General features: G+C 45.9%; 26 protein-coding genes. 6 read left to right on the top strand and 20 right to left on the bottom strand.

Translation table 11 applies throughout. The annotated features are described in order from the left end of the window. Positions 1-90: 90 nt before the first annotated feature. The 6 genes from E5S67_RS24035 to E5S67_RS24010 form a co-directional block, all read right to left on the bottom strand. Complete coding sequence (locus E5S67_RS24035) at positions 91-438, bottom strand: transposase (RefSeq protein WP_172190882.1); 348 nt, start codon at positions 436-438, stop codon at positions 91-93. A gap of 146 nt (positions 439-584) precedes the next feature. Continuing rightward, complete coding sequence (locus E5S67_RS24030; RefSeq protein ID WP_172190881.1) at positions 585-1,034, bottom strand: helix-turn-helix domain-containing protein; 450 nt, start codon at positions 1,032-1,034, stop codon at positions 585-587. A 34-nt stretch (positions 1,035-1,068) separates the two neighbouring features. Next, the gene (locus E5S67_RS24025; RefSeq protein ID WP_246276961.1) at positions 1,069-1,260 is read right to left on the bottom strand and encodes a hypothetical protein; all 192 of its coding nucleotides are present in this window, start codon (positions 1,258-1,260) and stop codon (positions 1,069-1,071) included. A gap of 93 nt (positions 1,261-1,353) precedes the next feature. After that, positions 1,354-3,762, bottom strand: a complete 2,409-nt coding sequence (locus tag E5S67_RS24020) for an EF-hand domain-containing protein (RefSeq protein WP_172190880.1) — start codon at positions 3,760-3,762, stop codon at positions 1,354-1,356. A gap of 153 nt (positions 3,763-3,915) precedes the next feature. Continuing rightward, entirely contained in the window at positions 3,916-4,566 is a 651-nt protein-coding gene (locus tag E5S67_RS24015; protein ID WP_172190879.1) for an RNA ligase family protein, read from the bottom strand. Positions 4,567-4,628: 62 nt separating this feature from the next. Then, entirely contained in the window at positions 4,629-5,873 is a 1,245-nt protein-coding gene (locus E5S67_RS24010; RefSeq protein ID WP_172190878.1) for an HhoA/HhoB/HtrA family serine endopeptidase, read from the bottom strand. Positions 5,874-6,075: 202 nt separating this feature from the next. Between E5S67_RS24010 and E5S67_RS24005 the strand changes: the two genes are divergently transcribed. Continuing rightward, positions 6,076-6,429, top strand: coding sequence for a metal-sensing transcriptional repressor (locus E5S67_RS24005; protein WP_172190877.1), 354 nt, complete (start codon positions 6,076-6,078; stop codon positions 6,427-6,429). A gap of 297 nt (positions 6,430-6,726) precedes the next feature. Here the strand turns inward: E5S67_RS24005 and E5S67_RS24000 are convergent, their stop codons facing one another. After that, entirely contained in the window at positions 6,727-7,164 is a 438-nt protein-coding gene (locus E5S67_RS24000) for a helix-turn-helix domain-containing protein (protein ID WP_172190876.1), read from the bottom strand. A gap of 966 nt (positions 7,165-8,130) precedes the next feature. Here E5S67_RS24000 and E5S67_RS23995 point away from each other — a divergent pair. Both E5S67_RS23995 and E5S67_RS23990 read left to right on the top strand, forming a co-directional pair. Next, positions 8,131-8,775 (top strand): pentapeptide repeat-containing protein, encoded by a 645-nt coding sequence (locus E5S67_RS23995; protein ID WP_172190875.1) that lies wholly within the window; start codon positions 8,131-8,133, stop codon positions 8,773-8,775. A gap of 259 nt (positions 8,776-9,034) precedes the next feature. Continuing rightward, entirely contained in the window at positions 9,035-9,811 is a 777-nt protein-coding gene (locus E5S67_RS23990; protein WP_172190874.1) for a pentapeptide repeat-containing protein, read from the top strand. A gap of 7 nt (positions 9,812-9,818) precedes the next feature. Here E5S67_RS23990 and E5S67_RS23985 read toward each other — a convergent pair whose 3' ends face one another. The 10 genes from E5S67_RS23985 to speB all read right to left on the bottom strand — a co-directional run bounded on the left by E5S67_RS23985 (position 9,819) and on the right by speB (position 21,337). After that, complete coding sequence (locus tag E5S67_RS23985) at positions 9,819-12,824, bottom strand: GAF domain-containing protein (RefSeq protein WP_172190873.1); 3,006 nt, start codon at positions 12,822-12,824, stop codon at positions 9,819-9,821. A 373-nt stretch (positions 12,825-13,197) separates the two neighbouring features. Continuing rightward, positions 13,198-13,650 (bottom strand): riboflavin biosynthesis intermediates N-glycosidase, encoded by a 453-nt coding sequence (ybiA, locus tag E5S67_RS23980; protein WP_172190872.1) that lies wholly within the window; start codon positions 13,648-13,650, stop codon positions 13,198-13,200. A 437-nt stretch (positions 13,651-14,087) separates the two neighbouring features. Next, the gene (locus tag E5S67_RS23975; protein WP_216670680.1) at positions 14,088-14,726 is read right to left on the bottom strand and encodes a geranylgeranyl reductase family protein; all 639 of its coding nucleotides are present in this window, start codon (positions 14,724-14,726) and stop codon (positions 14,088-14,090) included. A 207-nt stretch (positions 14,727-14,933) separates the two neighbouring features. Then, positions 14,934-15,482: a ribosome recycling factor gene (frr, locus tag E5S67_RS23970; protein ID WP_172190871.1), complete on the bottom strand. Its 549-nt coding sequence runs from the start codon at positions 15,480-15,482 to the stop codon at positions 14,934-14,936. Continuing rightward, positions 15,469-16,197, bottom strand: a complete 729-nt coding sequence (pyrH, locus tag E5S67_RS23965; RefSeq protein ID WP_216670679.1) for a UMP kinase — start codon at positions 16,195-16,197, stop codon at positions 15,469-15,471. The genes frr and pyrH overlap by 14 nt, the downstream gene beginning before the upstream one ends. A gap of 131 nt (positions 16,198-16,328) precedes the next feature. Further along, positions 16,329-16,727 carry a peptide-methionine (R)-S-oxide reductase MsrB gene (gene msrB, locus E5S67_RS23960; RefSeq protein WP_172190869.1) on the bottom strand — a complete coding sequence of 133 codons (399 nt, stop codon included), beginning with the start codon at positions 16,725-16,727 and terminating at the stop codon, positions 16,329-16,331. 97 nt (positions 16,728-16,824) lie between these two features. Beyond that, positions 16,825-18,642 (bottom strand): molybdate ABC transporter permease subunit, encoded by a 1,818-nt coding sequence (gene modB, locus E5S67_RS23955; RefSeq protein ID WP_172190868.1) that lies wholly within the window; start codon positions 18,640-18,642, stop codon positions 16,825-16,827. Between the two features lie 74 nt (positions 18,643-18,716). Then, entirely contained in the window at positions 18,717-19,526 is an 810-nt protein-coding gene (gene modA / locus E5S67_RS23950) for a molybdate ABC transporter substrate-binding protein (protein WP_172190867.1), read from the bottom strand. 189 nt (positions 19,527-19,715) lie between these two features. Continuing rightward, entirely contained in the window at positions 19,716-20,273 is a 558-nt protein-coding gene (locus E5S67_RS23945) for a thioredoxin family protein (RefSeq protein ID WP_172190866.1), read from the bottom strand. Positions 20,274-20,407: 134 nt separating this feature from the next. Then, positions 20,408-21,337: an agmatinase gene (gene speB, locus E5S67_RS23940; RefSeq protein WP_172190865.1), complete on the bottom strand. Its 930-nt coding sequence runs from the start codon at positions 21,335-21,337 to the stop codon at positions 20,408-20,410. 339 nt (positions 21,338-21,676) lie between these two features. On the opposite strand from speB, the gene E5S67_RS23935 reads away from it, so the two are divergent. Beyond that, positions 21,677-22,585: an alpha/beta fold hydrolase gene (locus tag E5S67_RS23935; protein ID WP_172190864.1), complete on the top strand. Its 909-nt coding sequence runs from the start codon at positions 21,677-21,679 to the stop codon at positions 22,583-22,585. Positions 22,586-22,776: 191 nt separating this feature from the next. Here the strand turns inward: E5S67_RS23935 and E5S67_RS23930 are convergent, their stop codons facing one another. The 3 genes from E5S67_RS23930 to E5S67_RS23925 all read right to left on the bottom strand — a co-directional run bounded on the left by E5S67_RS23930 (position 22,777) and on the right by E5S67_RS23925 (position 24,343). Beyond that, positions 22,777-23,427 (bottom strand): M10 family metallopeptidase C-terminal domain-containing protein, encoded by a 651-nt coding sequence (locus tag E5S67_RS23930; protein WP_246276960.1) that lies wholly within the window; start codon positions 23,425-23,427, stop codon positions 22,777-22,779. A 62-nt stretch (positions 23,428-23,489) separates the two neighbouring features. Continuing rightward, positions 23,490-23,666, bottom strand: coding sequence for a hypothetical protein (locus E5S67_RS33620; RefSeq protein WP_246276959.1), 177 nt, complete (start codon positions 23,664-23,666; stop codon positions 23,490-23,492). A gap of 158 nt (positions 23,667-23,824) precedes the next feature. After that, a complete protein-coding gene (locus tag E5S67_RS23925; protein ID WP_216670678.1) occupies positions 23,825-24,343 on the bottom strand; it encodes a hypothetical protein in 519 nt (172 codons plus the stop codon). Positions 24,344-24,378: 35 nt separating this feature from the next. On the opposite strand from E5S67_RS23925, the gene E5S67_RS23920 reads away from it, so the two are divergent. Then, complete coding sequence (locus E5S67_RS23920) at positions 24,379-25,062, top strand: response regulator transcription factor (RefSeq protein WP_172190862.1); 684 nt, start codon at positions 24,379-24,381, stop codon at positions 25,060-25,062. Further along, positions 25,059-26,576 (top strand): ATP-binding protein, encoded by a 1,518-nt coding sequence (locus tag E5S67_RS23915; protein WP_172190861.1) that lies wholly within the window; start codon positions 25,059-25,061, stop codon positions 26,574-26,576. Before E5S67_RS23920 ends, E5S67_RS23915 begins: the two co-directional genes overlap by 4 nt. Positions 26,577-26,675 lie beyond the last annotated feature (99 nt).

The raw sequence follows: 26,675 nt of genomic DNA, 5'->3' as shown, positions 1-26,675 counted from the left end.
ATTGAGTATTTTTACTCACGCTCAGTCTCGGATGATTCACTTTTACCCCCTCAAGCAGCATATGTGCCAGTTGGGGGTGCCGAATGTGGGTTATGAAGTACAATAGCAACAATTAGCAAACCAATTTCTTAAATGTTGAGGATTGATTAAGTTGAGGACAACTGCAATTATTTGATCTATCATGGACGTGGTAGTTGGAGTGAACATACGCAAAAAAGATTTGAGTTGCGACCACCAAAGCTCTATTGGGTTAAAATCGGGATAGTATGGAGATAAACAAATAATAGTCGCTCTTACAGATTCAATCATTGGCTTGATTGATGCTAATTTATGGGCGGGTAAATTATCCATCACTACTACCGCTCCTTCCCATAATTTAGGACATAAAAAATGCTGAATAAATATAGCAAATACCTGTCCATCCATTGAATCATTCATTGTCATCAATGCCTAACACTTTATTCATACTAATTGCGCCAATAGCTGTGACTTTACCACCCCGATAAAATGCTTTTTTTTGGTATGCTCTTGTCCCGCGTTGTGAACGTGCATGAGTTATGCTCAGTCCTAGTAGGATACCAGTTTCATCCAAAAATACGCTCATTTTCTGGATCGATATCTTTGATCTTTTCCCAATACTCCACTCTCAATTTTTGGACTCTTTCAGTCCCGGCTACTGCGCCATGTTTTTTTTTACGATTGAGTCCTAATTTCTGTAAGTAGCGACACATTGCCGTCCGACTCACCCAATTTCCCGTCTTAATAGCAAAGAATTCACATAGCTCTATCAAAGTAGCATCTTGATGCTCAGCCACCAGTATTCTGATGATGGCTTCCGCATTTGCTAGGTGACTGAATTGTGGTTTACCCCTTTGTTTAGGTTGTAATTTTCCCGCGATTTGTTGTTGTTTTACAAGTTTTTGGACAAGACTTTTGCTGACACCAAACGTGATGGATACTTTCCTAATTGACATTTTTTGAACCAAATGTGCTATCACTATTTTTTTGCGGAGATCGAGGGAATATGTTTTCATTAGTTTTGAATGCAAAATGATATTTTGTTATTATTTATTGTACCAAATTACAGCGGGAACCGCTGTAAATCACTCGCGCAATATTTAATTTACCAAAATCCTGAATAAACCGATCGGGAACAACCATACCGCGATCGGTTTCCCCATCAAAAAGCACCAATTGTTTGCGATCGTCATTTTGGTGCATTCCCGCAAACGAATTAGCACCAAAAAACTCTGCAAACACAGTAATTTCAGGGCAGTGATACTGTTCGTTCTCTCTAAATTTTGAAGGGGTAAAAAGTTAAGCTTAAAAACTTAACTTTTTACTTGCTGATATCTAAGCAACCTCTACGAACACACCGCTGCGAGCAAACTCCTCTTCTTCAGGACTAAAGACTGGAGCTCGATCCACAAGGTCAGGGTCAAAGTAATATGTCTCTTGTAGGAATTGTCCGGTGACGATCGCCTCCTCCAACTCCTTGATGTAATCTTGGGCAACTAAGCAGGCCTCCTTGATGCCTTCCTCATCCCTCTTATCCAACAGCTTTTGCAATGTTGCTCTCACACCTGTCAGTCGTGCCGCTGGCTTGAGCATACCGTAGAGGCGGTACATCCGATCGGTGGCAATGCTGATGTGTTTGAGGGCGTTGGCTCGTGCTAGCTCAGAGTCAATGCTGGGCCAATAACGAGTGGTGTAGAATGCTTTCTCATCCTTGTGATACCACTCCTCCGATCGCGCAATTGATGAGGAAACAGTATTGTGTAACTTCCAGAAGAATAAGCGCAGGGAAGCCCCATCTACTACGGTGGACAGCTTCGCCTCCATTGATACCTCAAAGTCATTCAGACGCGGGTCGCGCCCAAGCACGAGGTACTCCACAGGGTACATTTCCACCTCTTTATTCTGCACGACGTAGGCGTTGAGGTGGTGGCGGCAGTAGGGGCAGGGATACATAGTGGCAAACAGCTTGAAAAAGTCCTTGAAGATTGCCACCAGAGTTTTTTGCTGTTGGGGGGTCTTGGTAGAGACGATTTCAGCCGTAGTGTGGAAGAAACGCCACACCGCAGGGCCAATATAATACGGGAAGCTGACGCGCATTTGTGAATTTTTTATTTCACTGCGATCGATATACACGTCAATGAACGATACATATTGCGAGAGTTCGCCAGACTCGCGCCCAAACTCCAAGCGTTCGCGCCGTTTCTGTACCCCGTTGAGGTAGTTGTGCGTCAAGCGCCATGCCTGTTTGAGCATTAGCTTTTGTTTTGGAGCGCATTTGGGAAAGCTTTCTACAACATCCGCCCCATAGCGCCCAAATTCCCCTGACGTTTTAGTGGCTTCGTACCACTGGTTTAAAGCTGCTTCGTCAGCCACCGTGTTCAAGGGGATGTCTGCTGCTGTGCTGACGCTGAAGGCAGCTAGCAGCTTCGGCATAAAGTCTTCATACCAATAGGCGACTGGCATCATCGCACCATCGATTTCTTCTGAGGCATCCGAGAGGATAACGCGGTTCCACTTCTTCAGGTACTCTTTGGGATCTCCCTCGGATTGGGCTGGTGGCGGTGCCATTTCCTCACTCAGCTCCATTTTTCTCAATCGGTTGAGTTCGTTCACGGCAAGCACACCCTCGGCGATGTCCCGCAAGTTTAGACTTTTCTTCTTGATGGTGATTGCAAACTCCACTCCCGCCGCAAACTTTTCCTTGGCGCTGGCAGACTTACCCCGCGCTTCCAACATGGCTTTTTGTTCTGCCAACATTTCTGGAGTTTTTTCTATAGTCTTCCAGTTTTTGATGCGAGCTTGCAGTCGGGCATATTCATCTTCGATCGATTTCACTACTGCATCCAGTACAGGGTTGCACGCAGATTCTACTACACCTAATCCTTTATAAAGCGCGATCGCACTCCTGACAAATTGCACAAAATCAGCGATTCTGTATGGCAAGTTTCTCACGCGCAGGTGAGTCTCGTGGTTGGCGGAAAAACTTTCGCGGAAGCTGCGGTAGGCTGCTCCCTGGATCAGACGAAACAAACCAATCTGCATCTGCAAGCGGGACGTACCGCGCTTGTTCTCAGCTTGTGGGTGTTGCGCGAGTAGTTCTTTTAGCCGCGCTATTTCTGGATTGCTATCGGTGGGTGCTTCTTCTAGATTAGGTTCAATAGTGGCAGAAGCTGCCTCGTTGATAGCAGTTGCTGTACTTGCGATCGCAGCCGCTGTACTGTCTGAAATCTCGGTTGTCTGTGTGCTGACAATCGGAACGGGCGAGTCTTGATATCCGGTTGTGAGCTCTGACTCATCCGGTACCAGTTTGCAGAATTCCTTAAAGTCAATTGAGGCATCGCCGTCATGGTCTACCTCTTTGACGATCTCATCGAGCTCTTGCTCTGTGAGTCCAAACTGGCTCATCACACCCTGCATCTCGTTTTTAGTGATTTGACCGCTGCCATCCTCATCAAATACACTAAATGCCATTTTGAGACGACTCTGGCGATCGCCCTGCTGGGACACCATCAGCATTTTGAATTCCTCAAAATCGATACTGCCCGACAAGTCTACGTCTACTTCCTTGATCATGTCGCGCAGCTCGATTTCGTTAGGACTCTGGCCTAGCGATCGCATCACTTGACCCAGTTCTTCTGATGAAATACCACCGCTCCCGTCCGCGTCAAATACTTTGAAGGCTTCCCATAACTTTGCCACATCTTCTTCAGTCATGGCTTTTTTTTCAAGCTCCACAGATGTCATAACTAAATTTTCCCTGATTATTTTATTGGCTGTCTATTGATTACGACCAATATACTTTAATTCCTGATGACTTACGCAACGGTATTGTCAAATCCAAGGGGATTGCGGATATCTCCCACTTTGGCTTGTGACAGTCGATCTATCAGTTTGATATTACTCCCAGTAATTTTCCCAATCATCCTTAAAAGCTTCCTGCAATCTCTGCATATACGCATCAGTCTTAATTTTCACCATCCACAGATTATTAGCATTGCGGCCTCCCTTGCACACAACACCTTCATCCACACCGTATTTCCCCTCGCGAATATCATCCATAAACTTGCCTGTCAGTTTGCCGCGATAAATCACTCGCGCAATATTTAATTTACCAAAATCCTGAATAAACCGATCGGGAACAACCATACCGCGATCTGTTTCCACATCAAAAAGCACCAATTGTTTGCGATCGTCCTTTTGGTGCATTCCCGCAAACGAATTAGCACCAAAAAACTCTGTAAACACAGTAATTTCAGCGCAGTGATACTGTTCGTTCTCTCGAAATATAGACTCTAACGGACTAGCAAAATCTATCTTAAATATTTCAGGTGCTGCTTCTAAACCTGGATGCGCAGCGTTAAATTCTGCAATTCCTATCTCATCCAAATCAAATCTACTGCGACGCGTACCCAAAGCATACCAACCGAGTTCTACTTCCCAAACCCAATGCAAATTAGTACCATCGTACTTCTCAAAAGCTATACAGTGTTCGTGAGGGCAATTTTTACTATCTGGAATTTTGGGATAGGCAAGTTGAATTCGTGTCATATAGAGGAAGGAAGAAGGAAGAAGGAAAGGTTTTCTAACAGTTTCCCCCTTCCTCTTCACTTCTAAAAATCTTGCAATTGAGCAGTTTGAACGGCGACTTCTTTAATCTGCGAACCGCGGCGCACCTTCAGTTCCAGAATTTGACCGATTTTGCTGTTGTCCACCAAACTTTGCAACTGTTCGGGTTCAGTCACTCCCTCACCGTCAATTTGAACGATGACATCCCCCTTGCGAACCCCCGCTTTCTCAGCCGGCGTATTTGGCACAACTCGCATCACTAACACGCCTTTGACTTCCGGCACAATCAAAGGAGCATTGGGGTCAGCGTTATTCTCTCTGGCCATTTCAGGAGTCAAAGCAATCATCTGAATCCCCAAAAACGGATGGCTGACTTGTTCTCCCTTGGCTAACTGCGCGTAGATGGCCTTGGCTTTGGCGATCGGAATCGCAAAGCCAATACCCATTGCGTCAGCTCGAATCGCGGTGTTGATGCCAATCACTTCTCCTCTGCTGTTTAACAGGGGGCCACCGGAATTGCCGGGATTGATGGCGGCGTCGGTTTGAATGAAATCGAGCCGCTTGTCGGGAATGCCGACGGCTGCACTGGAGCGTTTGAGGGTGCTGATAATGCCTAATGTGACGGTGTTGTCAAATCCGAGGGGGTTGCCCACGGCGATCGCCCAATCTCCCACTTTCACCGCGTCGGAATCTCCCAAGGTGGCAGTCGGTAAGTCTAATTGCTTAGTATTAATTTTGACAACAGCCAAATCTGTTACTTCGTCAGTACCTTGCACTTCTCCTGGAAATGTTCTGCCGTCGTTTAAGGTGACAGTCACTCGATCGGCTTTGTCAACTACGTGAGCGTTGGTTAAAACAATCCCGCTTTTGTCAATGATGAAGCCGGAACCTTGACCGCGCAAATGTTCTTGTCTGGGGGTCATGCTGCGCAAGTCTTCTCCCAAAAATCTGCGGAAGAAAGGGTCTTCCATTAAGGGGTCGATGTTGCGGCTGACTGTGCGCTCAGTATCAATACGGACAACTGCCGGCCCGACTCGATCGACGGCGGCCGTGACAAAGCTGCCGGTATCCCCCGGTAGTTCCGGACTCCGCAGCGCTAACAGTTGCGGATTCGCGGCGGTGGCTGGGAAACTCTGCAACTGTAAGTTGGGCGGATTTGTGCCGTCAGCGGCGGTAGCGGGTGCAGCATTGATTGCTAAAGCACTCAGGGCGATGGTCATTCCTAAAATTAGTGCGAACCAAGGAGCAACGGTTCGGGGCGCGGGGCGAAAAAACTTAAATAGTGGCATAGCGTCAATCTTGGTTACTCTGGGTTAGTCTAGTAAAGGTATTCGATCGTGCGGAATCAATAATCTGTCGCTATGAAGATCCTAAATATATTTTGACAGTTACAATACAACAGTTACAATACATGAGCCAGGAGCCAGTACAAACTCAACATATTCTCAATCCTAACTTTTTCTAACTTTTAAAATTGCCCTTGTAACCCCGATGATTATATCTGATACTTCTACTGACAAATCCGTAGCCTCAAATTCCCACCACCATCACGACGATAAATCAGCCCACCCTCACCTTCACAATGAAGAATCCATGCGGCGGCTGGTCAATCGCTTGTCTCGGATTGAGGGACACGTCCGCGGCATCAAAACTATGGTGCAAGAAAACCGTCCCTGTCCCGAAGTTCTCGTGCAAGTTGCTGCGGTTCGAGGAGCGCTCGATCGCGTAGCGAGAATCATTCTCGACGAACATTTAACTGAGTGCATCGCCAGAGCCGCAAAAGAAGGCAATATTGATACCGAAATAGAAGAGTTGAAAGCGGCTTTGGATCGATTTTTGCCTTAGCCACTGCCAATTTTTACATCCATATAACAAAACCTGCAAATTAGACAAAACTTGCAAGTTATGATTTATGGCGCATTTTTTAAACATTTTTCACAAACGCGGGAAAAGCGTCAAATTTTCTCCAACTCACCCCAATCGCCGCCACATATAATGTATATGCTCCGCAGTGTATAAGAGCGCGTTTTGTTAAAAAAGAATTAGTCAGGTTTGTCGTGACGACGAAACTCCTCAAAAGCTTCAAAAGCTGACTGCCAACCATTAGATAATCTGTGATTAATCGGACTTGGTATGAAGTCTCTAGACTTTGGTCAGCTTGGCTTTTAGGTGGTATCTGACTGTGGCGTAAACCGCTTTATAGGAAGCCTCAATGCTGTATTCCTGCTGCAACCACTCTTGAATTTCTCCATAGCTTTTAAAGCCTTTCTGAGGGTCGCTGAGGCGCATTGCCAAACTAGCGCGGGCCAGATGAGGAATGGCCGGCTTGCGGCCGCCGCTGTGCTTTGTTTCGAGGAGTCCTTCGAGTCCGTCAGAGCGGTACTTTCTCAGCCACCGTTGCACTGTAATTCGGTTTACCCCGATCGTCATTGCCAATTCTTTAACTGTCTTAACATGAGAAATTTTGAACAGGTAAAGTGCTTGAATTTTTTGAAAGCCACTTGCCGTTTTTTGTTCAGTTAACAAGTTTTTTAGTTCTTCACTTGTCTCTGTAATGCTAAGTTTACATACTCCAGCCATATCAATTACCTCACGATTAGGGTTATACAATACCTTTGTTTGACAATGGAGCAAAATTCGCTCCTAAATGCTCGCCTTTTGGTTGCCATCAAGCAATACAAAAAAAAGCGCTCTCATTAAAGTTTTTGATTCCTGGACGCACTGAAACGCTCAGAAAGCTGATTCTTTTTAACCTGGAGCAAGGATTGCAACGAAGTTTTTCGGTAAAAAACCGGGTTTCTGGGTCAGTTTTGTATTTGATAGACAAGCATCATTGCTAATACTGATAGCCGTTAACCTATCGAGTGTAACATTAGCGGCAATAGGTGACTTTTAAGGAATACCATTTTTGCTCTTATTGTTAAATATTTATATCATGGTTTTTTTGTATTTATTTATTGGTATTTTTGGCGAACGTATGGGTGATTTTTAGTCATTAGATGATAGCAAACAGGCTTGGTCTGTACATTAGCGATCGCATTTTTATACAGACATTCTCCTACTACCAGAAGTGCATTTCTGACTTTCGCTGTGCGAGAAATCCTGATATATCTACTCTCCGATCGCCCGGAGCGGCTAGCGCCGAGTGACGTTGGAACCGACTTTCACAGCAAGCGGACAATTATCTGTGAAACAACTTGCTTTATCGCCAGTTGAGTAAAACACGACGAGGGTGGCATTGTCAATTTCTCAGCATTCTTGTATAAGTATCGGCTATTTTTTCCAGCCTGCTGTGATCGAAATTGTGGTTCCTATGTGATACTACTAACACCAATTAGTGATCTAAATCACGTTAATACTCAGTAAGCTCAACTAGCCACAAAAAGTTATGGGTTCGATCGGACTTTCCACCTAAAACCTTGCAGATTGAGGGAAGTCTCACCATGAGTCTGAATCTTTCAGAACCTAAAATCTAAAATAGCAGAACATCCGGTGTAACCAGCTTGCTGACAGTATTCTTCATTTAAAAGGTGTAGAGAAGCCACAATGAACGTTGACGAACTGCTCAAGCTATACGCAATAGGAGAAAGAAATTTTAGCGGGGTCTACCTGCACGAGGTTTACCTCTACGAAGCCGAATTGATTGGAGCCAATCTGTATGAAGCCGACTTGATTGGAGCCAATCTCAGCAAAGCCAAACTCAACAGAGTCAACTTTGGCAAAGCCAATTTGTGCAAGATTAATTTGAGCAGAGCAGACTTAGGTGGCGCCGACCTCACAGAAGCACTTTTAGCTGAAGCTAACCTGAATCGAGCTGAGTTGATGGGAGCGAACCTCAGCAAAGCAGACTTGAGCGGAGCTTCCCTGATACAAGCAACTTTAATTGGAGCCAACATATCTCGCGCAACACTCAGCCGTGCAGACTTGCACGGAGTAAATCTTTACGGAGTAAACTTGCGCAGGGCAGTGCTCACAGAATGCGATTTAATTGGCGCAAACCTGAGCAAAGTAGACCTCAGCGGAGCCGACTTAATGGGGGCGAATCTAATTAGGGCAGACTTGACTGAAGCGATTTTAAGTGCGTCAGACTTAAGCGGCGCAAACCTATTGGGAGCAAATCTTACAAAAGTCAACCTGAGCGGAGTATATCTTAAGGGTACGACGATGCCCGACGGCACGATTCACGAGTAATTTATTTGTTAATTTTTATGCTTGCCGAGAACCGCGGCTAAAGGGTAATGAGTAATTCATTACCCTAATTTATTGGCAGGGAAGTGTTTATTTGACACTAAGGTAAGGCGGATAACTTCAATGTAGGGTGCTGATGGCGCACAGAACTCCTACATACGGCGAGCCAAAGGATTTGTTGGTGAACTCGTGTTATGGTGATTTTCAATTGCTTCGATAAAAGCTATTTTAGATTTAATATTTTGGATTTTGGACGGTTAAAATGAAACTCAGAATCCTCGCTGCTGCAACGCTGCTGAGCGCGATCGCCCCGATCGCTCCTGCACCCGCCGAGAACATCCAACACACGCAACAATTACTAGCCACCCGACAGTGCCCCAACTGCGACCTCAGCAGTGCTGGCTTGGTTTTAGCCAACCTAACCGGAGCCAATCTCAAAGGTGCTGACTTGAGATTGGCTAACCTCAGCCGAGCCAACCTCACCGGGGCTGACCTCAGCGGTGCCAACCTCAGCGGCACCAGCCTGTTTGGCGTCAACCTGACGGGGGCGAACCTCACCGGTGCCAACCTCAGCGGTGCTGACTTGAGAAGTGCCTATCTCAGTGACGCCAATTTGCTCAACGCCAATTTAACTAACGCGCAACTGCTCGGAGTTAGAGGAATGCCAACCAATATCGGCACCGCTGAAGACTTCTATCGGTTGGGAGTGCTGGAAGCTCAAGCAGGAAACTACAGAAACGCCATTGATTATTACAATCAAGCCCTGAATCTGAAATCGGATTTAGCAGCCGTTTATTTTGCGCGGAGTATGTCTCGCGCTGACTTGGGAGACTTCGCCGGCGCGACTCTAGACGCCGATCGAGCTAAGGAACTCTTTGCAGCTCAAGGGAATCCCCAAGGTCAGGAATTGTCAAAGCAGTTAGCCGAAGCCATTGTTGCGCGCCAAAAGCCTACGGAACCCCGCACGGGCGGCGGTGGCAACTTTATGAGTCTTCTGGGTTCGATCGGTTCTGTGCTGGTGAAGTTGATCTTGCCTTAACAGTTACCTAATTCAGTGGAATCTCGATCCTGAATTCTGTACCCTGACCAGGTATAGAAACACACTTGAGTACGCCTTGGTGTTTCTCAACTACTATTTGGTAACTGATAGACAGTCCTAAACCCGTGCCCCGACCGACGGGTTTAGTAGTAAAAAACGGATTAAAGATGTGAGAGATTAACTCTTTGGGGATGCCGTGACCGTTGTCGGCAATATAAATTCCTACCCTTTTTTCATCGATTAATTCGGTGCGAATCCGAATGCAAGGGGATGGGAAATCAGGAATCAAACATTCGGTGCTGGCATTTATATCTAGTGGCTCTACAGCCAGTTTTTGCGAGCTTAAATGTGTCACCGCTCCACTTGCCACTGGAAAGGGAAGATTCATAACTCGCTCTTTTTGTCTCATTTCTAGGGCGTCAAGGGCATTGCCGATCAGATTCATAAATACCTGATTGAGCGAGCTGGCATAGCATTCTACTAAGGGCAAATTGCCGTATTCTTTAATAATTTCTACGGTGTTGCGATCGGAATTGGCTTTAATCCGGTGCTGCAAAATCAACAGGGTACTGTCGATGCCCTCGTGAATGTCAACAGCTTTTTTCTCGGCTTGATCGCTCCTAGAAAAATTGCGCAAAGATACAACTAACTGGCGGATGCGGTCAACTCCGACTGTCATGGAACCCAAAATTTTTGGCAAATCTTCGGCAAGAAATTCGATGTCGATTGCTTCGGAGCACTCGCTAATTTCTTGGTTGGGATTGGGGTAGTGCTGGCGGTAGAGTGCCACCAAGCAGAGCAAATCTTTGGTGTATTCGCTGGCGTGGGACAGATTGCCGTAGATAAAGTTAACGGGGTTATTGATTTCGTGGGCGACTCCCGCCAGCAGTTGTCCGAGACTGGACATTTTTTCGGTTTGAATCAGTTGGGCTTGGGTATTGTGCAGTTCTGTGAGGGTTTTAGCTAGCTGTTCGGCTTTTAATCGATCGGCAGTTGCTGCATCGAGACTTTCTTGATAAAGTTCTGCTTGGTGAATGGCGATCGCAGCTTGAGCCGCTAAATGTTGCACCAATTCCTGTTCTGCTGTTTGCCAAACTCTGGGCCCCGAACACTCATGGGCAATCAGCAACCCCCACAATTGGGAATCTTTGCCCCTCATGGGCACAATTAAACTTCCTCTCACCTGCAAATCTTCCAAAAATTCGCGGTGACAGGCTGTTAAATCCTCAGTATAAATATCATTAATTGCTCGCACCCGCCCGGTTTGAGAAAAGCAGTCTGAGGCTTCGGTAAAGCATTCTTGTGGAGATGTGATACCTAAAATTGACCGCCACTGGCCGCAAACAGCTTCGACAACTACCTCGCCCTGTTTGTCTTCTGCAAACTGGTAGATTACCGTGCGATCGGTATCCAACAAAAGTCTGACTTCTCGCACAATAGTTTGCAGTATGGTTTTTAAATCTAAGGTGCTGCGAATCTGGTCTCTAACTCGCGTCAATACTTGGGCAAAGTCCAAGGATTTTTGCAATTGGGCGGTGCGTTCTTGAACTTGACGCTCCAAGTTGGCATTTAGGGCTTGCACTTCTTTATAAAGAACGTACTGCCCAATTGCCGCACAAAATTGGCTGCCTATAGCTAAAGCTTGCTCTATATCCTCGGACTTCCACTCTGGTGACTGACCTTTTTTAATTTCTCGCCAGAGTTCAAAGGATTGTCTGGGAAGCCTTTGTGCAGCGCTGCTATCAAAGCGCCCCGCCCACATTTTTTCGGTATCAATTTCATTGCGAAAAATGGTCAAACAGCCGACTATTTTTTGTTGGTAGTGGAGCGGAATTACCAGCAAACCCCGAATTTTAGTAGTTTGGAAAGCTGGAACTAAAACTCTAAATAAAGGTTCTTTGTATAAGTCTGTAATTATCCAAACTGGAAATTGAGCATTAGTAATAATTGGGAATTTGGGAAGTTCTTCGGTATTTTTGAATCCTTTGGTTAGCCATTGCTGCCAGAGAGGATGAGCTTCGATCGCCTTGACTGTTTCCCAGTCGGGAAGTGTGGGTTGTTCTCCTGTGGCGAACAGTTCAAAGGTAGCATCACTTTGGGCAGGGGTAATGGAAAATGCTCGATCGATCTTGGCAACCGATAACTTTTCACCCTTGATGTTGGGGGGGTTGAGATAGAGTCTGCCGCCACTGCCGCCCAAAGCGGTGACGGTGGCTTCTAAACCTTGTTGCAGTTGAATGTTAGCGTGACCGTACAACAGGGCTGCTATGCGGCTCACGGTAGCTTCCCGGGTGGCTTGAGAGCGGGTTTGCTGGAGGAGGAGCGCGTGGGCGATAGCGCTAGACAATTGATCTGATACGAGCTGAACTACTTCTAAATCTGCTGGTGAAATATTGAGGGGGGCACACTGGTGAGACACTAAAAGTCCCCACAGTTCGATGTGAATTTTTTGATTGTTTCCTGGCTCGTATCGAGTCAAACAGGTCCGGGCATCGCAGATATCTGTGTTGCTGTTTTCCGACGCGATCGTGCGGTGCAAAATCGGGACGACTAAGGAAGATTGCACTCCCATTGCCATCAGGTAAGCTGTGTGGCAAGGATCGAGCGCTCGGTAGTGCATCTCTTCATTTACTAAAGGTTGACCCGTGTCTGCAGCATCAAGGGGACTCAGGACGATCGTCCCGGAGTTAACATCTATGATTGTCCGCAGGCGCATACTCACATACATCTCCCGGGCGTGTGCGGGAATGTCGTCTGCTGGAAAGTGCAGTCCTTTTAAGGAAGGGAGACGGTTGTTATTAATTGACTCAGCAACAACTTCTCCACTCCCGTCAACACTAAATCTGTAAATCATAATGCGATCTGTTTTCAAAAAAGACCGCACTTCTACTACCGTACTGGTTAAAATATCTTCTAATTCTAAAGATTGGCGGATGCGTTCAGTTATCCGCCGTACCAAAACTTCTCTGTCTAGTTTATGATGTAATTCTTGCGTATTTTCTGTGAATTGCATAATAAATCTCCTTTTGTAATTATACAATGATAATAAAAAGTTTTGATGTGCTGTTGGAGCGCTCAAACTCAAATGCACCACCCTGAGTTTTTGATTCAACCGATCTGTACAGTTAATCGGTGGCGCACTGGTGAGAGGCGACGGTCTATCGCCTTTGGCGCCTTGGGATCATAAAAATCTGCGATCGCGCCGGTTGAGTCCCTGCCTTCAACCTGCTGAGCGACTTAAGCAAATAATAATTATTATTTTAATCCTCTTATAAATTTCTCGCAATATTAAACTTTTACTATCAAAACTATTGATTGTTAGGATAGTTTGACATTTGTTGTAAAAGTTTATACAATGATAACGAACGAAAGAATTTGAATTTTTATCAGCCCGCAAGGCGCTGACTAATTTCCTTGCGCACGCTCATCAGAATTTTACCCAAATGATTTTGACCGGTTCGGTCGCAGCCACACCCCCAGTAGTAATCTGTTGGCGAATCCTCGACAATCATTCGATCCCCTGTGGCGAGGAGAATAGCTTGAATGTCTGTATGAACGAGAAACTTAGTTAAAACTGCTTCGCGCATAATAGGAATTTTCACCGCTTCCCAATCAGCGCGAATCCGGTGGTTTGGATCGCGACCTAATTTGGCGGCTTCCTGGGGAGTTGCTACGGCTCGAATCGTCGCCACTAATCTTTCATCAGTGCTAACAAATTTTTGCGCTTGATAGTAATGTTCCACAGTCAACCAATCTTGACCGTGCAGACTAATGTCGTGTAGTGAAAAATTAGAAAAGCAGCCGTAAGGCTCCTCTACTTTATAAAAATAAATTATCATTAGATTTGAGATTTTATATTTTACAGGATTTAGGTAGAATGTAATTATTCATGGTGCGCCTAAAGCACCTCACCGCACTCTTAGTAACTTATCAAACCACTTTTTGTCAAGACTATCTGAGATTAATTCTATAAGCAGCGCGGGGCTGGTATTAAAAAAGCCTCGCATCGACTTTATTTAAAATAGGAGTTACGCTTTTGCACCCCGTTTCTTGGAAAAAATTGGGCTTGGCCACAAAAAATCTAGGAATCAACTGGCTTTCTGAGGAATAGTGCGTAATTCCTATTTTTAAATTAACGATTAAGAATTGGGAATGAAGAATAAGGAATTGGGATTTAAGAATCTTCCTTTTTCCTTCTTTCTTCGTCCTAAAACGGCATCAGCTTTTTAAGAGCGCGGTTAGCGATATCAGCATAACCCAGTTCACCGCACAAAATTTAGCTCGTCAACTGAGTAGCGATCGGCAATTTGACGCCCGCTCTGTAAGCAGCTCCTGTAAACTGATAGAATGCTCTAGCCAAGCGACCGGCCCAAACCATATCAGTTCCCCTTTTTTGGCCGATCGTTTGAGTATACTGCTCCTTAGCGTCGCCCGCACCTCCAAGAGTTCGATATATCGCCTGAGCAGCCTTAAATCGGCTAAATAGGGCAGGTCGAATCCCTTCGCCGAAGAGGGGGTCGGTAAGATTGGTGGCGTCTCCTACAAGCAGAGTATTTTGCGAATGCAATTTACGATCGGCATCCCACAGACTCATGGGGTGTTCCCGCACGTTGCTGACACTAACATCAGCACCGCACTTAGTGGCGCAGTCGGCCAAAATTTTCTTGATATCTTTTGGCTTGTCGCCGCGCATCGCAGCAATACTCAAAGAGTAGCCGTCAGCTTTGGGAAAGCTCCAGATAAAACCTTTTTTAATAGTACCAAAATCGAAATTGAGCGAATAGCCCTTGATTGAGCGAGTTTCTAAACTTGCGATCGAACAGAGTTTTGGTTCTTTCCAAAACAGAAGGTCCCTGCTTTGCGTGGTGATAACCTGCTGTGCTACCTGCCGGGCTTGCACCGACAATAATGCCATCAAACATTTTTGGTTATGGGTAATTGGTTATTGGTAATTGGTTGTGGGGAACAGGGAATTAGTAACTGGTAATTGCTAACTTATGAGTGTTAAATCTTGAGTTTTTAACTCACAAATCACAACTCATCGAGAGTCGGGGCGTTGTTAGCGACCGGCTCTCGGCAATCTCAAAACTATTCCTATTCCCCAGGCCCAATTTCCCATTCCCTAAACTGTCGTGATATCTTTCTCTTTCGCTGCTAGAACTTCTTCTATTTTGGCAATGTACTTGTCCGTCAGCTTTTGAATTTTATCTTGCAAGTCCCGCGATTCATCTTTAGAGATATCGCTGCTTTTTTCCTGCTTGCGAATCGAGTCAACGGCATCGCGGCGGATATTGCGAATTGCAACTTTACCTTCTTCAGCAAACTTACTGGCCATTTTGACAAATTCTTGGCGTCTGTCGCTCGTCAGCGGCGGAATGTTCAAGCGAATAACTGAACCGTCGTTGTTGGGAACGAGTCCTACATCTGACAGGGAAATCGCTTTTTCGATCGAGTTGAGCGCTGTGCGATCGAACGGTTGAATGTTGATCGTAGTCGCATCCGGCGTGCCGATATTGGCAAGGGATTTGATCGGAGTTGGAGAGCCGTAATAGTCTACCATGACTCGATCGAGGAGGGAGGCGTTGGCCCGTCCCGTCCGAATAGTATTAAAAGACCGTTGAGTAGCCTCAACTGCCTTTTGCATATGATCTTCTGCTTCAGCTAACTTCACAAAAACCTCCGACAAGAGTTCCAATAGATTCTCCCATTACAGCTCGGTAGATGTTGCCCGACACCGAGAGGTCAAATACCATAATAGGAATATTATTTTCTTTGCAAAGGGCGATCGCGGTACTGTCCATCACCCGCAAGTCTTGATTCAAGACGTGTCCGTAGGTGAGGGTTTGATACCTGCGCGCGTTGGGGTTGAGGTGGGGGTCGGAATCGTACACCCCATCTACCTTAGTAGCTTTAAAAATCACCTCTGCATCAATTTCAGCCGCCCGCAGAGCGGCTGTAGTATCCGTAGTAAAAAAAGGATTGCCAGAACCGGCACCAAAAATTACTACTCGTTTTTTTTCGAGGTGGCGAATCGCCCGCCGCCGGATGTAGGGTTCAGCTACTTCTTGCATGGCGATCGCCGATTGCACCCTCGTTGGCACTCCTACTTGTTCTAGGGCATCCTGCAAAGTGATAGCATTCATCACCGTAGCAATCATGCCCACATAATCAGCCGTTGCCCGATCCATCCCTGCCGAAGCAGCTTTCACCCCGCGAAAAATGTTGCCGCCACCGACAACAATCGCGATTTGAATGCCTTCGGACACGACTTTGGCCACTTCCTGGGCGATCGACTGAACGACTATCGGATCGATGCCGTAGCCCAAGCTGCCCATCAGCGCTTCACCGCTGAGCTTCAGCAAAACCCGCTGATAAACCATCCCCATGCCGCCACTATTTTTTTACTCTGTTTGCCTCCACCATAAGATAGCAGCATGGGTGCATTTTGAACATCAATTACCCAGAACAGACCCAAAAGCCTGTTCCAGAACTGTTGACTGAGAACGGTTGACTAAATTTAATCCTTGGGGACAAAATTAAGAGCAGCAGAATTCATGCAGTAACGCTGACCGGTAGGTTTCGGCCCGTCGTTAAATACGTGACCGAGATGAGCGTCGCAAACAGCGCACAGTACCTCTGTTCGGCGCATGAACAAGCTGTTATCCGACTCGCACTTGACATTTTCTTCGCTAACGGGAGCGTAGAAACTCGGCCAACCTGTACCGGAATCGAACTTTGTTTCTGATTTAAATAGCTCAGTGCCGCAGCAAATACACTTATAAGTTCCGGTTTTTTTGTTGTCGTGATATTCGCCGCTAAAAGCTCTTTCCGTTCCCTTCTTTCGGGCGACTTTAAACTGTTCTGGCGTGAGTTGCTGTTGCCATTCTGCGTCGGTTTTTTGAACTTTTTCAGTCATGATTTGATGTTGGGTTAAGATGTATTTAGCTGTTGAGTGTTGACGGTTAGCTGTTAACTGTTGAGTGTTGACGGTTAACGGTATATTGCTAGTTAACTCATGCCTCCATTAATATTAACCTAATTGGCTCGAAATGAACATACCAGGGAAAAGGATTGTCCTTAATAGCCCTCCACTTTTCTTTGAAAACTTCGGCTTGCAAGTGATAATCTTGGGAATCATTGGGAGGCGAGTGCAATTTGAGATATAATGTCACCCGGTGCGGAGTTTCCACAGTCGAGGCGATCCAACAAGCAAAAGTATTTTCACGATCGCACCCGCTAACAAAACTCAGTTGATGAGCTCGAATTCCCACAGAAACTAGAGATTTGGGAATTGGTTCGACTACAGTCAGAGTACAGCCCCAGTCGATCGCCTCCACGAGAGTTTCTGCGATCGGTTTAGCTGCTGAGAAATTCTTGCAGCCAGTCAACTGGGCGACAGTGAAATTGCCAGGGCGATCGAAAATGTTCTCTTTGGTATCAAAGGCGATCGGCCTTCCCTCGGCCAACACCAACAGATTTTTGCACAGCCGGTAAACTTCCTCTAAATTGTGGCTGACAAACAAAGTAATTCCCCGATAATTAGCCAGAGTCTGCATTAACTCGCGTTCCAGTTGACTCCGCAAATGAGTATCCAAAGCAGAAAACGGTTCGTCTAACAGCAGCAATTCTGGAGAAGGGGCGATCGCCCTTGCTAAAGCCACCCGCTGCTGCTGACCCCCCGAAAGTTCGTGCGGGTAGCGGTTTTCCAGTCCCGACATTTGCACCGAAATTAGCTGTTCTTTTACCCGAAGTTTTTGCTCGCTTTCAGATAAATGCTGCAAGCCAAACGCAATATTTTCAGCCACTGTCAGGTGAGGAAATAAAGCATAGTTTTGAAACAAAAAACCGATGCGGCGGTCTTTAGAAGGTACATTAATGCCCTGTGCTGAGTCAAATAAAACCTTGCCGTTGACTGCAATTTTACCGCTGCTGGGAGTTTCCAAACCAGCGAGGCAGCGCAGAGTCATGCTTTTGCCGGAACCCGACGCGCCCAAAATTCCCAGCACTTCCGGGCCGATATCGAAGCCGACATCCAAGGCAAAGCTGGAGAGAGGTTTAAAAATGCTTAAACAAAGTCCGCTTTTCGATTGTTGTTGGGATTTTGTGGTAAAAGTAGACGCGACTTTAGGAAGATTTGAGTGCAATCTATGGCTCGAATTCGGTTTGGGCGATATCCTTTGTAAATCAGTCCAAAAATTAACAGCAGTTAGCACGCTCAAAGAAAGACTCAGAATAATCAAAACCCAAATACCAGCTTGCCTCATATCCCCTGCTTCCACAGCAAAATAAATTGCCATCGGCATAGTTTGAGTTTGTCCGGGAATATTTCCCGCTAACATCAGCGTCGCGCCGAATTCACCCAAAGCGCGGGCAAATGCGAGAATAGTTCCTGCTAAAATTCCCGGCCATGCTAGCGGTAACATAATCCGCCAAAAGACTTGCCACTCGGAGGCTCCCAAAGTGCGAGCAGCGTTGAGAAGATTGGCATCAATTTGCTCAAAAGCTCCCAAAGCAGTTTTGTACATGAGGGGAAATGATACAACTGTGGCAGTAATGGCGGCGGCTTGCCAAGTGAAAATTATAGTAAAGTCGAATTGTAGCAATAATTGACCGATCGCCCCATTTCTCCCAAACAGCATCAGCAGCAAAAATCCGACTACTGTCGGCGGCAAAACTAAGGGAGAAATGAAAATCCCTTCAATCAAAGCTTTACCTCTGATGCGAGTTGAAAGCATCCACCGGGCGGCGGCTATTCCCAGGAAAAAAGTGAGAAATGTCGCAATAGTGGAGGATTTTAGAGATATCCAGAGCGGAGAAATATCAAATTCCATCTATATATAAATAAATCCGCGTTAATCAGCGCTTATCTGCTTTCATCAGCGGTAAAAAATCCCGAATTAGTTAGTTACCGAACTATGCCAAATCCATATTTCTGAAATACTATTTTAGCTCGATCGCCAGCCAAAAACTCAACAAACGCTTTCGCAGCAGCCGGATTGCGGCTGTTTTTGATAACTGCCAGCGGATAAACAATGGGCGAGTGCAAATTTTCGGCAGCCGTTAGCCGCACAGTTACTTTGTCCGATGCTTTGGCATCAGTCGTGTAAACTATGCCAGCATCCGCATTGCCACTTTCGACAAATGTCAGCACTTGGCGGACGTTATTTCCTAGCACTAATTTTTGCTGGAGTTGCTGCCACAATCCAAGCTTAGTTAGCATTTCTTGAGCGTATTGGCCCACAGGTACGCTTTTCGGTTCGCCGATCGCAATTTTCTTGATTCTAGCATCTGTTAACTGTTTGAAATCGGTCAAAACTATGCCATTTTTAGGAGTAATCAAAACTAGACGATTTGTTAGCAAATTGCGGCGCGTGTCGTTAATCAGCAAATTAGCTTGCTGCAAAGCATCCATTTGTTTGGTAGCAGCGCTCAAGAATACATCTACCGGGGCTCCCTGCTGGATCTGCTGTGCGAGGGCGCCGGAAGCACCGAAATTATAAGTGATAGTAACATTGGGATTGCTGCCTTGATAAACAGTCTTGATTTCTGCTAAGGCTTGCGACAGACTGATAGCCGCAGATACGGTTAAAGACGTGCGCTGTTGCGCTGTTGCGACTGGAGAAACACTCTGAAATAAGTTCCAACTAATCAGCAGTGCTACCGCCGCAAGGGCTGCGACAATCAAACTGAGAATGCGTGTATTTTTTAAGTTCACCGAAAATAGTTTTTAATTTTAATTTTAAGTTACTCGGAAACCCCTATAAAAGTATCTTCTTCTCTTTCTTTCTTCGTATTCTTCGGGGTTCGTTAACAGAAGTTAGGCACTACTTAAAGCGATAAGGTGCGCAGTGCGCACCCCTACATAATTAGGTTCTGCATCCAGGATTGTTAACTTTAAAGCTCCCTATTCTCGCCATTTGACAGAACAGCCGATCGCCTCTGTAGTTGAAGGCTCCACGGATTGGCTGTTGAGCAATTGGTCGATCGCACTCCGCAAATAAGAAACTTGCACCGCCCCCGAATCGTCGGCGTTGTCGTCAATTAAACCTTTATAGCGCAGTTTGCCGTCTTGGTCTAACAAAAAAACCTCCGGCGTTTTAGAAGCCCCAAAACTTTCAGCCACATCTTGAGCAACATCTCGGATGTAGGGGAAGTTGAGTTGATTGTTGGCTGCAAAAATTTTCATGTTCTCAAAACTGTCGTCGGGATGCTGGTTTGCATCATTAGCATTAATCCCGATCAAAGTAACATCTCGATCTTGAAACTCTGCTTGAATTTCTTTCAGGCGATTTAGATACAACTTCACGTAAGGACAGTGATTGCACATAAATATCACCCCAATAGCTCGATATTTTTCTAAATACCGAGCTAAATGGTGAACGTCTTCGTCTACTCCCGGCAGTTCAAAATCGGGAGCGTAGCCGTTAATCGGAGTGCCGGTTGTTTCCATTAGTAAACTCATTTTTTAAGGATATGAAGATCGGTATTTGCAACCAAAGAAAGATGAAACTCCTGGTATCTATAAAATTGGCTGTTTTTGGGCTTTGTCTTAATTTTAGCCTTGCCCGCAGCCAATTTTAACTCATACTTACCCGTTTATTCCTCGTCCTGTTTTAGCCAACCTTGAGCCAGAGCTTGATACCCAATCATTTTGTACGCTAATTTGGCTGCGGTAAATTCCGAAACAACAGAATCTACAACAGGTGCTAATTCCATAATGTCACAGCCGATGACTTCGTAGGACTCGAAGACGCGGCGCAAAAATCCGGTGAGGGAATACCAATTTAACCCGCCCGGTTCGGGCGTTCCCACCCCTGGAATTAAAGTCGGATCGATGCCGTCTAAGTCGATCGTCAAAAATACTCGCTTAGTTGTGATGCTGGCAATTGCTCGATCTGCCCAATCCGGTTGAGTAGCGATTTCTCTGGCTCGAATCACGTTTAGCTGTTTTGCTTTAATCAAGTCGGCTTCTTCCTTGCAGATAGCGCGAATGCCGATTTGCAGTGTCGGTAAGCCCATATCGACAACGCGCCGCATCACGCAGGCGTGGTTGTGGATCGAGCCTTCGTACTCGTGCCGCAAGTCGCCGTGGGCGTCGATTTGCACGACTGTGAAAGGTTCATCCGGGTATGCTTGGCGATAACCTTCGACAACGCCTGCAGTGATGCTGTGTTCGCCTCCGAGGGAGATGACAAATTTATTTTCGGTAACTAGCTGGTGGACTGCGGCTTGGGTGACTTGCAGCATTTCTGAGGATGAAACCAGTTGTCTGTTGCGGGTATCGGCGATCGGCTCTTTTGTATAAATTCCGACATCGTAGCAAACTTCGGAATCCAATTCTTCGTCATAGCACTCGAGTTGATGAGAAGCTTCTAGAAGTTTCGCCGGCCCGTTTTCGCACCCCCGGCGGTAAGTGGTGGTAGCTTCGTAGGGAATTGGTAAAATTACTACTTTGGCGGTGTCGTAGTCTGGTACAATTTCAGACCCCAAAAACGGTACGACAGCAGTGGAAATGATCGTTGGCATAAGGGAAATTTCAATAAGGCAAACAAGTCAGCATCTTTAATCCTGACATAATATCGGCTCTAACTGCAAAGGAAGAAGGAAGAAGGAAGAAGGAAGAGGGAAGAAGGAAGAAGGAAGAAGGAAGAGGAAAGAGGGAAGAGGGAAGAGGGAAGAAGGAAGAGGTATTAACCGCAGAGAGCGCTGAGGACGCTGAAGGAAGAGGGATGAGGGTTTGGGATTTATGTCCTAGCGGTTGCCTCGAATTGCGATAGGGTTTGTAGTAATGACTTGAGTCCTTTGCAGCCTTGCATTCATCTAAAATCTAAAATCTAAAATCTAAAATCTAAAATCTAAAATCCCATGACATCTTCTACTCCCACTTCGTCAACTGCTGTTGCACCTCAAACTTGGCTGTGGAAAGGCTTTCCGATTTGCTACCAGGCTGCGGGTTCCCAGGGGCCTGCGGTGGTGTTTGTCCACGGTTTCGGCGCGTCTTGGGGCCACTGGCGCAAGAATTTGCCGGCGCTGGCTGCTGATTGCCGCTGTTATGCGATCGACCTCATCGGTTTTGGCGGTTCTGCTAAACCAGCGCCCAAACTTGAGATTGACTATACTTTTGAAACTTGGGGACAGCTAATTGCTGATTTTTGTCGGGAAGTTGCGGGCGGGCCGGCTTTTTTGGTCGGAAATTCGATCGGCTGTGTGGCAATTATGCAAGCGGCTGTTGATTTTCCCGATATTGCTTCTGGCGTAATTTTACTCAATTGTTCCTTGCGGTTGCTGCACGATCGCAAACGCGCCGAATTGCCTTGGTATCGCAGTTTTGGAGCGCCAATCGCACAAAAAGTTTTAAATGTCAAGTGGATAAGTCAATTATTTTTTAAACAATTAGCAACGCCAAAAACAGTAAAAAAAGTGCTTTTACAAGCATATCGCCGTCCAGAAGCTGTCAGCGACGAACTGGTAAATATGCTGCTGAAACCTGCCCGAGATAGCGGTGCAGTCGAAGTATTTGTAGCATTTATCAGTTATTCTCAAGGCCCGCTACCGGAGGATTTGTTGCCCAGTTTAAGCTGTCCGGCTTTGATTTTGTGGGGTACGGACGACCCTTGGGAGCCGATCGCATTGGGGCGAGAATTGGCAAAGTTTCCGGCTGTTGAAAAATTTATTCCTTTGGAAGGCGTAGGTCATTGTCCCCAGGATGAAGCGCCGGAATTGGTCAATCCTATTTTACTCGATTGGATTAAAGAGCGATCGGCGTTTGCATAAAATTAGCGCTTTTGCTCTTTTGGTGCTGGAAGAATTAGATTATTGAACCGCGAAGACGCAAAGGACACGAAGGAAGAAGTAGGAAAAAGAAATTAGGAAACGGCAGTGCCGTTTCCCTACAATGTTATTTTTGGTAGGGAAACGGCAGTGCCGTTTCCTCGGTATGATAAGGAGTGCAGCCGGAATTGATATTATACGAATATGAAACTATCAAGAGTAAAGCCGCCTTGAATGACAGCAATTTGGTCAGATGTACCAGCCAAATTGATGGAGTTACCAACTATATTGTAGTTGGAAAGATTCCCACTTAACTGAATGCGATCGATTCCTTGTTGGAAATCCTGAATTAGTGCAACTCCTGTTCCCTGATAGTAGCTCTTAGTGGCATCACCGAGAACAAAAATATCTCTACCCCGACCCCCAATCAGCACATCCGTTTCATTGCTTCCCGGTGCAGCACTTGATGGATTGACTCCAATCAGGGTATCATTGCCGCGCAAACCTGAGAGTGTATCGTTACCATCTCCTCCTACTAAAGAATTGTTTTGGATGTTTCCGGTAAGGACATCTACATTCGGAGTACCTGTGACGTTAACGAAATTCTCTACCGTAAAATTCAGAGTGCCGATACCGGGTAGATTGTTAACCGCCAAACGATTCTGCGACAAATCCACATTAATAGAAGCTGTGCCGCTACCTGTAGAAGCATCAATGGTATTACTCTGTCCTAAAGGAGCAATTATTTGTTCTATATTTTGCAGGGTATCTGTACCTGCTGCGCCTTTATCTACTATGCCTTTCGCCTCAAGGCTAATGCTGCTGGTAAGGGAAAGATAGCTCATTGTATCCGTGCCTAATCCTCCAATTATGCTATCAGTGCCGCTACTACCTAGAATGAAGTTATCTAAACTATCTCCGGTAATATTGTCGTTTCCTGCTGTGGTGCTAATACTGTTAGCTGGCGGAGGGGGTGGAGTTGGATTTTGGGGAGGTAGAGCAGAATTGGTAATTTGTGCGCCTTGATTTTGAGGTGGTTGGTTGCCCGGTGCGCCTTGATTGAATTAGGAAATGGTGCTGGCATGATGTAATTACCTGGATTAGTTTTCTAAGTTTGAAGAAGCTTTCAGGCTAAAAAAGAGAATTATCGATCGGCCTTTGAGTTAGTCTCTACAATCATTAAGTTGGTTGAATATGACATTTATCCCTGTCCTAGGATTACAGTTTTGTAATCTGGAGAAATTAGGGTTTTTCCGAATTTTGAGGTAAATTACGATCGCCCTGTGGACGCGGTGGAATGCCCAGAATTTTAATCAACTCTGCTTCGGTGACTCCCAACTTTTTCGCTGCACCGGGAATATCTAAACGAGGACGGGGCGGTGGGCTGGACGGGCGATTATTTTCGCTTGGCGGTTCCGGCGGTTTGGCGGGTAGGCCCAAAGCTTCGATTAACTCGGCTTCGGTGACTCCTAATTGTTTGGCAGCAGCAGGAAAATCTATACGGGGCGGACGTCTGCGCTCTTGACTGGGTTCGGGCTGGCTCTGGGCTAGTACAGTATTAGAATTAGCTGTAGTCCGATCGGGGAAAGTCAAGCTGCTAAATCCCAGCAGCAACGCTGTAGCAGGTAATGCGAGCAGTGAAGCAATTTTCATGATAGTTACGATCGCCGACCCAAAAATGTTTATAGCTACATCAAATTCCCCAAACATTACCTGCAACACTGCGGATGGATTACAGTTTTGTAATTTAAGCAAATCCATGATGGCGGTATAATCGCAACCGAATAGGTAAATCTATGAATGTTCTATACGTTGAAGATGAAGAAAAAATTGCCAATTTTGTTTGTATCGGCTTGAAAGAGCAAGGTTTTGTTGTGGATTATTGCGATAATGGCAACGATGGCTACGATCGGGCGATGGATAATGAGTACGATGCGATCGTCCTAGATATTGTATTGCCGGGAAAAGATGGATTATCTATTCTCAAACATCTGCGAAAGGCTGGACGCAACGTACCCGTGATTTTATTAACTGCTCGCAATGAACTAGACGATCGCATTGAAGGGTTACATCTCGGTGCAGATGACTATTTAGCTAAACCGTTTTTTGTTGAGGAGTTAGTTGCTCGGATTTATGCTGTGGTGCGTCGGGCTTCGGGCGATCGCCAAAATATTCTGAGTGTTGGCCCAGTTAAGCTCGATCGCATTCTGCGAAAAGTTACCTGCGATCGCCATGCGGTAGAACTTACAACCCGCGAGTTTAATCTGTTGGAATATCTGATGCGATCGCCCGGTAGGGTACTCACCCGCACCCAAATCCTCGAACATATCTGGGGTTATGATTTTAATCCGAATACGAATGTCGTAGATGTATGTATTCAACGCATTCGCAAGAAAATTGAACCGATCGGCGGTACAGGATGGGTTGAGAGCGTGCGGGGCGTTGGCTATCGGTTTCGCAAACCAGATTCCCCATCGTGAAACTGCAATCTTTTCGCTTTCGGATTACTCTATTATCTGCTGTTCTGGCAAGTGTTGCTCTGATTGGCTTTAGTATTGTTTCGTGGTGGTTGATTTACGATGCTAAGGTCAAGCGTCTCGATGCTGAAATCAAGAATCAGTTAATCCAATCTACCCGCCCGCAATCGACGCAATGGGATGTTTATAGTGATTCTTTGCCCTCAGTTTTGGGCATGAATGATGGGGAAACAACCGCGGCTTTGCTGGTGACTGATAGAGATGGTAATTTGCTCTACCGATCGAGCCAGTGGCAAGATGGACTTGATGCTAATACATTATGGCGATCGTTGCCCCAACCCCCTCCCGATCCTGCTAGAATACCTTTTCAATTAGAACCTCCCCCTCCACCCTATCCACCACCTCCACCCTATCCGCCACCTCCCGATCGACCGGATTCATTTTCACCGAGAGAAAGAAGACCCCCGCGCGATCTGCCTCCTCAATTCGATCGACCGAATTTTCATCGAGTTTTCAAAGCTAAACTAGCAACCCAGCGTACTAGCAGGGCAGTTTGGCGTGTGGGCGCGATTCATTCTCCTCAGACTCAAATAGCGATCGCTGTTAATTTACAAGCGATCGATCGTGAAATGGCATCGATTCGCAATATCTTTCTATTTTCTATTCCCGTAGTGCTGTTATTCGTAGCGGGTGGAGCGTGGTTGATATCGCGGAGTATTCTGTATCCCATTGGGCGACTCACGATGGCTATTCGCAATGTTACCGTACAAGGGCTCGATCGGCGCGTCCCTGTCGGTTCAACGGATATAGAGTTTGTTGAATTAATTTTTGTGTTCAATCAGATGTTAGAACGCCTGGAGCGAAGTTTTAAACAAGCTTCTCGTTTTAGTGGAGATGCTGCGCATGAACTGAAGACACCGCTGGCAATTTTGCAAGGCCAACTAGAACGGGCTTTGCATCAAGTTGAATCGGGTTCTGAGGTACAGCAAACCCTGAGTAAATTATTGGATGAAGTGCGCCGTTTGAGTGAAATTACCCGTAAACTTCTCTTACTTTCTCTAGCCGATGCTGGACGTATGGGTTTACATTTGGTTGACGTGAATATGTCGGCTTTGCTATCGGAAATTGCCGAAGATATGGAACTGCTAGCACCGCATTTAGATGTGCAAATGGCAATTGCTCCTATTTTATATATCAAGGGCGATCGCGATTTGCTGGTGCAGGTTTTGCAAAATCTAGTTGGTAATGCGATTAAATATAATTTACCGAAGGGTTGGCTCAGGTTACAGGCTAACTGTCAGGGAAAAAGAGTAATTGTCAAAATTGTCAATAGCTCTCAAGATATTTCTTTGAGGGAGCGCGATCGTATTTTTGAGCGCTTCCATCGCGGCGACTCCACTCAGATCCAAAAAATCGAAGGATCGGGATTGGGGCTAAGTTTAGCAAGGGAAATCGCACGGGAGCATAACACTTATGCGATGAGTACAAATACTCTGAAAGACCATGCCCCTCATTAGTCCATAATTAAATATGTTTACCACTATCGAAAAATTATGAATCCAGAGAAACAAAGAAAGCTGCAAGAGTATACCAGAGCAATTGCGGAGATTTTATAT

Origin of the sequence: Microcoleus asticus IPMA8 (genome assembly GCF_013179805.1) — a bacterium.
Taxonomy (GTDB): Bacteria; Cyanobacteriota; Cyanobacteriia; order Cyanobacteriales; family Microcoleaceae; genus Microcoleus; species Microcoleus asticus.
Note: the sequence above shows the minus strand (reverse complement) of the source record. Positions and strands in the feature narration are given on the sequence as shown.